The organism is Pantoea sp. ME81, from assembly GCF_903970985.1.
Lineage (GTDB): Bacteria > Pseudomonadota > Gammaproteobacteria > Enterobacterales > Enterobacteriaceae > Pantoea > Pantoea communis.
Genome location: NZ_CAJCKS010000190.1, coordinates 1 through 8,643 on the forward strand (window position 1 = coordinate 1; position 8,643 = coordinate 8,643).

General features: G+C 48.7%; 10 protein-coding genes and 1 pseudogene. 7 read left to right on the forward strand and 4 right to left on the reverse strand.

What is annotated here, in order from left to right:
* A pseudogene (locus H7A81_RS23280) lies at positions 1 to 157 on the reverse strand (glutamine amidotransferase); the annotation flags it as partial.
* Between the two features lie 34 nt (positions 158 to 191).
* On the reverse strand, positions 192 to 1,520 hold the full coding sequence (ptsJ, locus tag H7A81_RS23285) for a transcriptional regulator PtsJ (RefSeq protein WP_182058851.1): 1,329 nt from the start codon (positions 1,518 to 1,520) through the stop codon (positions 192 to 194).
* 179 nt (positions 1,521 to 1,699) lie between these two features.
* Between ptsJ and H7A81_RS23290 the strand changes: the two genes are divergently transcribed.
* Entirely contained in the window at positions 1,700 to 2,158 is a 459-nt protein-coding gene (locus H7A81_RS23290) for an NUDIX hydrolase (protein WP_182058852.1), read from the forward strand.
* 49 nt (positions 2,159 to 2,207) lie between these two features.
* On the opposite strand, the gene H7A81_RS23295 is transcribed toward H7A81_RS23290, so the two are convergent.
* Positions 2,208 to 2,675: a GNAT family N-acetyltransferase gene (locus H7A81_RS23295; RefSeq protein ID WP_160867020.1), complete on the reverse strand. Its 468-nt coding sequence runs from the start codon at positions 2,673 to 2,675 to the stop codon at positions 2,208 to 2,210.
* 208 nt (positions 2,676 to 2,883) lie between these two features.
* Between H7A81_RS23295 and H7A81_RS23300 the strand changes: the two genes are divergently transcribed.
* The 6 genes from H7A81_RS23300 to mazF all read left to right on the forward strand — a co-directional run bounded on the left by H7A81_RS23300 (position 2,884) and on the right by mazF (position 8,215).
* A complete protein-coding gene (locus H7A81_RS23300) occupies positions 2,884 to 3,366 on the forward strand; it encodes a glutathione peroxidase (RefSeq protein WP_182058853.1) in 483 nt (160 codons plus the stop codon).
* Between the two features lie 176 nt (positions 3,367 to 3,542).
* Entirely contained in the window at positions 3,543 to 4,187 is a 645-nt protein-coding gene (locus H7A81_RS23305) for a Qnr family pentapeptide repeat protein (RefSeq protein ID WP_182058854.1), read from the forward strand.
* Positions 4,188 to 4,645: 458 nt separating this feature from the next.
* Complete coding sequence (gene proP / locus H7A81_RS23310; protein ID WP_166932516.1) at positions 4,646 to 6,154, forward strand: glycine betaine/L-proline transporter ProP; 1,509 nt, start codon at positions 4,646 to 4,648, stop codon at positions 6,152 to 6,154.
* 281 nt (positions 6,155 to 6,435) lie between these two features.
* Positions 6,436 to 7,524: a mechanosensitive ion channel family protein gene (locus tag H7A81_RS23315; protein WP_097118754.1), complete on the forward strand. Its 1,089-nt coding sequence runs from the start codon at positions 6,436 to 6,438 to the stop codon at positions 7,522 to 7,524.
* Between the two features lie 113 nt (positions 7,525 to 7,637).
* A complete protein-coding gene (locus H7A81_RS23320; protein ID WP_058961633.1) occupies positions 7,638 to 7,883 on the forward strand; it encodes an AbrB/MazE/SpoVT family DNA-binding domain-containing protein in 246 nt (81 codons plus the stop codon).
* Complete coding sequence (gene mazF, locus H7A81_RS23325) at positions 7,883 to 8,215, forward strand: endoribonuclease MazF (protein ID WP_182058855.1); 333 nt, start codon at positions 7,883 to 7,885, stop codon at positions 8,213 to 8,215. Before H7A81_RS23320 ends, mazF begins: the two co-directional genes overlap by 1 nt.
* 37 nt (positions 8,216 to 8,252) lie before the next feature.
* On the opposite strand, the gene H7A81_RS23330 is transcribed toward mazF, so the two are convergent.
* Positions 8,253 to 8,468 (reverse strand): hypothetical protein, encoded by a 216-nt coding sequence (locus H7A81_RS23330; protein WP_072017049.1) that lies wholly within the window; start codon positions 8,466 to 8,468, stop codon positions 8,253 to 8,255.
* Between the last annotated feature and the right edge of the window lie 175 nt (positions 8,469 to 8,643).

Here is an 8,643-nt window from a genome sequence, read left to right on the forward strand (position 1 = left end):
CCATCACAATCAGAAAATCGATACCTTCCGCGTCTCCTGGCAACTTATCACCGGCGTAAACCCGCGAGTAAGACACATCATGGCCGTGATTAATGGCCCATGTTTCGTAGGCGCCGGGTGCTTCAAAATCTTCATGTACGATGAAATGTACGCGCATTGCAGAGAACTCCATGAGTAATGTACTGGCCTGTTCAGCCCTTATTGGTAGCCTGAATCTGACGCTGCTGTGACAGAATCCCGGCCAGGGATTTAGCGATTAACTCTGTTTCCGGTGCATCAATCTCAGAGACGGTGATCCGCAGCCCTGAACTCGTGCTGTCCAGCATGAACCCTTCTCCGCCGCGAACCAGCCAGCCGCGTTGTGCCATTTGCATCACCGTTGCCGCACTGTTGTGCGCTAAAGGAACCCACACGTTTAAGCCATCGTGATGATCTGAAACAGTGACGCCGTGCTGTTTCAACGCGCTGACCAGCAATTCTCGTTGGCCCAAATAGCGCCCGCGTGCGGCCAGAATGGATTGCTGAAAGTCTGGCGAACGCATATGGCCCGCAGCCATATCCTGCAGAATATGGCTGACCCAGTTTGTCCCGGCATTCAGGCGTTGACGCAGACGCTGTGACGTTTCTTCATCGCTTGCAACAAAGGCCATGCGCATATCAGGACCAAGAAACTTGGACAGGGAGCGGATGAGCACCCAGTTACGGGTATTTGCCGGAACAATGTGGTGATAATCCTGTGTTGAGAGCAGAGAAAAGTGGTCATCCACAATCACCAGTACCTGCGGATAACTTGCCAGCAAAGTACGTATGCCCTCTGCCCTGCCAGCGCTCAGGCCAAAGCCGGTTGGATTGTGGGCGCGAGGGGTGATGATCACCGCCTGGACGCCCGCAGAAAGCTGACGTGATAGTGCCTCAATCTGCATTCCTTCCGTATCCATTGCTACAGGCGCAGCCTGCAGACGATTGTGCCGCAAGGTGCTGATGCTACTCAGGAAGCAGGGGTCTTCAACCGCCACGCGATCGCCTGCAATCAGGTAACTGGCAAGCACCCTCTCAACCGCATCAACCGCACCGTTGGTCAAATTTAATTCAAAGGGAACATCGAGATCGGGTTGTAGCCATTCGAGACCCGCCGCCTCAAGTTCAGGCCGGATTTCCGGTTCGCCGTACAAACCCGGTGTATTTTGAATATGCGTAACAAGTTGGTTAACAGAGGGAAGAACCGAAGATGCAGGATTGCCACTGGCGAGATCGCGTATCGCCAGGCCCGGTGCGCTGCCTTCAATATCAATCGTCGCGATCGGTTCACGCACAATGGTGCCGTTTCTGCCTCTGGACAGCACAAAACCTGCATCCGTGAGGCGCTTGTAAGCCAGGGCAACCGTGTTGCGATTAATGCCCAACTCACCGGCTAAATCACGCAGTGTAGGCAGCATCGTGCCGGGCGCGAGTTCACCGGACTGAATCTTTGCGCGGATCTGATCGAAAATATCACCCGCTGTTTTTCCGTTTATCTTCATTGATCTGGTACAAATAAAAGTTTAGCCTAGGTCAATGTTAATTGACTGCTGAGCGCTTGTCTATACGCGATGAAAACATCGGTACAACACGCTGAAAAATAGGGGGATTACACCGGAATCACGATACCACAGACAATATCTTCTAAAAGAGTTAACGTTACGATGAAAGAGAGCCAAAAATGAATACCCGGCCTTCAGCACGATTACTCATCATTGACCCACAGCAGCGTGTTCTGTTGTTTTGTTTCACCCATAAAGCCGATGCTCTGGATGGACAACGTTATTGGGCCACACCCGGCGGAGCATTGGAAAATCACGAAAGCTGGAAACAGGCAGCGATTCGCGAACTCTTTGAAGAGACAGGCATTATACGTACTCAGCTGGATGATGCCATCGGCTACCGAGAGTTTGAAATGCAACTACCCAGCGGCGAGGTAGTGTTAGCACAAGAGCACTATTATACGGTGCATGTTGTTCAACAGGAGATTTCAACAGCGGGATGGAGTATGCACGAGCGCGAGGTGATGTCAGACTATCACTGGTGGGAACTGAAAGAACTGATATGCAGTGGGGAACGCTACTATCCGGAAAATTTAACGGCTTTGCTGGAAATCGCCCACCAGTCTGCTGCACGCTGACGGTTGCAGGCGGCAATCAAAACCGCCTTCGATAAGCCCTCTCGGCGCATCAATTCTCGTCGTTATCGCTAAGGTAAATATCTGGGCGCGTGATCGTCCACGCATAATCAGGACGATTGACCGGCTCGTAGCCAAATTTCTCATAAAGCCATGGTGCTGTCGTGGTGAACAACATGATCCTGCGGAGCCTGTTAAATAAAGGATGGTCATGAATGCATGTCATTAACCATCTGCCTAACCCATCCCCCTGATGCGCTTCCAGTACATACACGTCACAAAGATAAGCGAAGGTCGCATGATCTGTTATGAGCCGGGCAAATCCGACCTGAGATTGATGATGATAAATGCCAAAGTTCAGGCTGTTTTGAACTGAAGCGGTGACGGTTTCCACGTCTATGCCTTTCGCCCATGTTGAGCGCGTCAGATACTGGTGTATCGCCTCCACATCCAACTTTGCGCTGTCTGTACTAATGAGATAATCATTTTGATGCCATTCATGGATTGATGGAAGCGTCACTCTTCACTCCAAATAACTTTTTCAGTGGTGCTGGAATCCTATCATAGCGGAATGACCATGGGTTCTGATGTATATTGCTTTGCAAGATCCGATGTTATTGATATCGATCCGTGTGAATTAACAGAGCGTTGGTTTTCGCTGCGCTGTAATTAATCTGGGTATAAAAAAATCCTGCAGAATTAAACGGGTGTTCTTTGAGGACTTAGACATGACCCCCTTTCATCAACTTACCGCCACCAGCCTGAGCGGCCAGCTTATCTCCATGGCGGATTACGCTGGCAAACTGGTTTTGGTAGTGAACACCGCCAGCCATTGCGGCTTCACGCCACAGTACGCAGGCTTTGAAGCGCTTTATAAGAAGTATGCCGCCCAGGGGCTGATGGTGCTGGGGTTCCCTTGCAATCAGTTCGGTAAGCAGGAGCCCGGCGATGCCGACGCGATCTCGCAAACCTGCCACATTAACTACGGTGTAAGCTTCCCGATGTTCGAGAAGGTGGAGGTCAACGGAGCGGCTACGCATCCGGTGTTTGGTTATCTGAAAGACGAATTACCCGGCTTGCTGGGCGGTCGGATAAAGTGGAACTTCACTAAATTTCTCATCGGCCGTGACGGCAAACCTATTAAGCGTTTTGCACCGTTCACCACGCCAGAGAAAATGGAATCTGCGATTATAGCTGCACTTGAAATCTAATCATTCCTGAGCGTCATTCGCGCTGAAAGAGATTAATCTAAATAATATAGTTCCCTACTTCTTTCAGCGCAGACAATTCAAGTTTTGCCACCGGTGAGTCAGATTTTGTCGTTTGACGCACGGCTATAAATCAGTTTAACATCTACACTACTGTATAAAAAAACAGGCTCAGCATCATGACCCTAACTTTAGTTGGCGAGAAAATTGGCAAGAATCGGTTTACCGGTGAGAAAATTGAAAACAGTACTTTCTTGAACTGTGACTTTTCTGCTTGTGACCTTAGTGGTACTGAGTTTACTGGTTGCACTTTTTACGATCGTGAAAACCAGAAAGGATGTAATTTCAGCCGCGCCACGCTGAAAGATGCCATCTTTAATAGTTGCGATCTTTCCATGGCGGACTTTAGAAACGTTAGTGCGCTGGGTATTGAGATTCGTAGCTGTATGGCACAAGGTGCCGATTTTCGCGGTGCCAGTTTCATGAACATGATTACAACCCGTACCTGGTTCTGCAGTGCATACATCACCAAAACAAACCTCAGCTACGCCAATTTATCCAAGGTGGTATTAGAGAAGTGCGAGCTATGGGATAACCGCTGGATTGGCACTCATATTCTGGGCGCAACATTCAGTGGATCAGACCTCTCATGCGGTGAGTTTTCTTCATTTGACTGGCCTTCTGCCAATTTCACTTATTGCGTTCTGACTAACTCGGAGCCAGGTGAAATCGATGTGCGTGAAGTTGATATGCAGGGCGTGAAGCTGGACAACTACCAGGCCTCATTAATATTGCAGCATCTTGGTATCTCGGTTGTTAATTAATAAGCTGCATGTTAACCACTCATTTAAAATTTATCGCAGTGCTTGAGTGAATGAATACAGACTGCCAGTAAAAAACATATTATGGCAATATCGCTAGTCAACAGCACAAGGTCGATTATCTGGCATGGTCGACCAAATAGTGTTTAGCCCATCGTGTTGCCTTCACTCCTGCCACGGAATAAAGGCGCAGTGACGATGCCAATGAGCCTGTGAGCTTAACAAGCATCAGTGAGTCCGTATTGACCACTGAGAACGCCCGTCCTTACGTCTCAAATTTTCGCGATTACTTATATACGTCAGCCTAAAAAGCCGCTAAATCGGGGTTTCTCCCGGCAAATTGTAAATTTATGTCTATGCTGTATCAGGGTCATCAGCTTTTGCTGGGTTCACTATGACGTTTTACTGTTTGTTTATAACTAGATATCAATCAAAAGCAATTGATTTTTAAGGGAATGGTAATGCTTAGTTTAAGACGTAAAAAGGTTAAACCGATGCGGTTGAAGGACGTGACAATCATTGATGATGCTCGTCTCAAGAAGGCGATTACCGCCGCCGCTCTGGGTAATGCCATGGAGTGGTTCGATTTTGGGGTATACGGCTATGTCGCAGCCGTTTTAGGCAAAGTTTTTTTCCCGGGTGCCTCGCCTGGCATTCAGATCATCGCCGCTTTAGGCACATTCTCGGTACCGTTCATCATTCGCCCGCTAGGGGGAATGTTCTTTGGCGTATTGGGTGATAAATACGGCCGTCAGAAGATTCTCGCCATCACCATAATATTGATGACCTTCAGCACCTTCAGTATCGGACTTATTCCTTCCTATGCCACCATCGGCTTCTGGGCACCGGTCTTGCTGCTTATTGCAAAAATGGTTCAGGGATTCTCGGTGGGGGGCGAATATACCGGTGCTTCCATCTTTGTGGCGGAATACTCACCCGACCGTAAACGCGGATTTTTAGGCAGCTGGCTTGATTTCGGTTCGCTGGTTGGCTTCGTCTGTGGCGCCGGTGTGGTTGTGCTGCTCACCACGATCCTGGGCCAGGAAACCTTCAATGACTGGGGCTGGCGCATTCCCTTCTTTATGGCGTTGCCGCTAGGTTTAGTCGGCCTTTACCTGCGTCATGCGCTCGAAGAGACTCCGGCATTCCAGAAGCATGTGGATTCAATGGAAGAAGGTTCCAAACAAGGTTTGAGTGAAGGCCCCTCTGTTCCTTTCAAAGAGATTGCACGCAAACACTGGCGGAATCTGATCTCCTGCATCGGCATCGTTATCACCACCAACGTGGCGTACTACATGCTGCTGACTTACGTGCCGAGTTATCTGACCCACAATCTGCACTATTCAGAAGACCGTGGTGTTTTGATCATTGTGGTTATCATGCTGGCGATGCTGTTTGTGCAACCGGTGATGGGATTACTCAGTGATAAATTTGGACGTCGTCCGTTTATCATTATTGGTAGCGTGGCAATGGTGCTGTTATCCATTCCCTCCTTTATGCTGATTACCCATCACAGCCTGGTCGCACTCTTTTTTGGATTGTTGATTCAGGCGGTCATACTCAACTGTCTGATTGGCGTGATGGCCTCGACCCTGCCCGCGCTATTCCCGACAGAAGTGCGTTACAGCGCGTTGGCCAGCACCTATAACATCTCCATTTTGGTTGCGGGTATTACCCCTACCCTTACCGCCTGGTTAGTGGAAGTGACAGGCAACCTTTATATGCCGGCATGGTATCTGATGGTAGTGGGTGCGATCGGTGTGGTGACCGGTTTTACCGTGAGGGAAACCGCTAACAAACCGCTCTATGGTGACACCCCAGCTGCCTCCTCGCTTGAAGAAGCCAAAGAGTTGCTGCAGGAGCATCATGATGGCATTGAGCAGCGCATCGAGGATATTGATGAACAAATTGAGGCGTTGAAAAACAAGCGCCGCAATTTAGTTGCTCAGCATCCGGAAATAACGCAATAAATAATAACCGCTGCTTTAGGGCAGCGGTTTTCCCCTCAAACACTCTGCCTGACACAGAATACTCATTATCGTCTATACTTTCAGTGAGTTGGTTTATTCACTTTTTTTAATTAAAACTCGACAATGATGATGAAATTGTTTTCATCAGAATCAATGATGGATATTAAATTAATTTTATTATTAGCAAATAGATAGTTAGCAGATAACCGGACAGACAACGGTTACTGAACATTTAATTTACCTGACAACGATATATTGTCAGCTGAGAATGAGGGAAAATAATGCCATCGATATTTGATGAGTTATCTGACGCCCCTTCATGGGTGCCTGCTGTGTTACTTGTCACCCTTTCGCTTGTAGCAGGTTTTCTGGCTCGTTTTTTACTGCTTAGATTTATACGTTACTGGCAGGATCGCGACAGGAAATTATTCAAATCACTTGAGAAGCATCTTCGTGGTTCAATGTTTCTATTTATTCCACTGATGTTAATCAACGTCGGAGCCGAGTATGTGAATATTCACCCCGATTCGCTTTCGTTTATTACCCCCACACTGAATGTTTTTATCATTCTGTCATTGTGCTCGATCTTAATTAGATTGACCAACGTCGCGCAGGACATGCTATTTATTCGCTATGATATTAATCTGTCGAACAACCTGCGCGCCAGGAAGATTCGCACCCAGATCATTTATGTCAAAAAGGTCGCGATTGTCCTGCTTGTGTCATTCTGCCTTTCCCTGATTCTTATCAGTATTCCCGGCGTGAGAAAATTCGGCACCACCATCCTCGCAGGCGCTGGGGTGGCAGGCATCATCATTGGTTTTGCGCTGCAGAAGTCACTGGTTAATCTGTTTGCTGGCATTCAAATCGCCTTCACGCAACCGATCAAAATTGATGACGCCGTTGTGGTTGAAAATGAATGGGGCTGGATTGAGGAGATCAACCTGACCTATGTTGTGGTGCGTATCTGGGACCTGCGCCGTCTGGTGCTGCCAATTACCTATTTTACCGAGAACGCCTTCCAGAACTGGACGCGCAATAATGCCCAAATATTAGGTTCAGTATTTCTATATCTTGATTACTCAATGCCACTCGAACCGCTGCGTCAGCATTTTGAAAAAGTTCTCAGCGAAACCAAACTCTGGGATCAGCAAACCCAGGTGCTTCAGGTGACCGATACCACTGATAAAACCATGACGATTCGTTTATTAATGACTGCGCAGAACTCCCCAACCGCCTGGGATTTACGCTGCTACGTGCGCGAGAAGATGATTGAGTTTATTCAGCAGAATTATCCGCAAAGTCTTCCTCATGTGCGGGCGACGTTGACCGAGACTGGAGTATCTAATAGCACGAAAACGTTGTCTTAGATGATACGCTTTCCTGCGTTTAAAGGTGGCAGCTCAAGCGGTAATGACGTATCTACGTTGTATCAACCTTAACGATGATATACAGTGTATCGACATTTCGCAGGAGGTTGGTTATGACCACGGTGACGTTAAAAAAATGGGGCAATAGTCCTTCAATCCGCATCCCTGCCAGCGTAATGCAATCTGCTGCGCTCAGTGTTGACGACAAACTGGAACTCAGCGTGGAAGATGGCAAATTGATACTTGTCCCGGTGAGAGAAAAGGAGTATTCCCTTGATGCTCTGCTGGACGGCATCACTGAAGATAACGTCCATGAAAAAATTGATTTTGGACCTTCAGTTGGCAAGGAATTGCTCTAATGGTTTCACGTTTTGTACCCGATGCCGGAGACCTGATCTGGCTGGATTTTGACCCTACACTGGGGCACGAGCAGGGTGGACGTCGCCCTGCTGTCGTCCTCAGTCCTTTTGCCTATAACAACAAAGTGGGCATGCTGCTTTGCGTACCCTGCACCACTCAGGCCAAGGGTTATCCCTTTGAAGTCATCCTGTCAGGCGCACGGGAGAGTGTCGCGCTGGCTGATCAGGTGACCAGCATTGACTGGCGCGCCCGAAAAGCGGTGAAAAAAAGCCATGTCACATCGAATGAACTGGCTGAGATTCGCGCCAAGGCGAAAGCGCTGATTGGATAAGCACGAAAACTGGCAGCCTGAAGCCGCCAGTTGTTCTTCAGTGCCCACGCCGCGCCCGCATCATCGCCAGCCTGAACTGGCGGACATCTTGTGGCGTCCAGCAGCGGCAGGACAACGGCGCGGTATCGTCAACCGCGGCGGGTAGCGGGACTTTCTCTAGCGTGCCACGATTGCAAATCGCACAGGCTAAAGTGGCGGAGGGCACGCCAAGATAGCGCGCCACCTCCGGCAAGGTCATCAGTGTAGTACGCATCATAACCTCCTCGTTGCATGTGATTTAACTGACATGGTTGAGCAGTTTTCAGCGTAATTTTATGATCGCGATCAGGTGATGAATTATTTTTGGTTAAAAAATAATCACAGCGTCATCAGCATCTCGTGCCACGCCATGCCGCCGTGATCGGACGCCGAAGGTTTGATGTACTGAT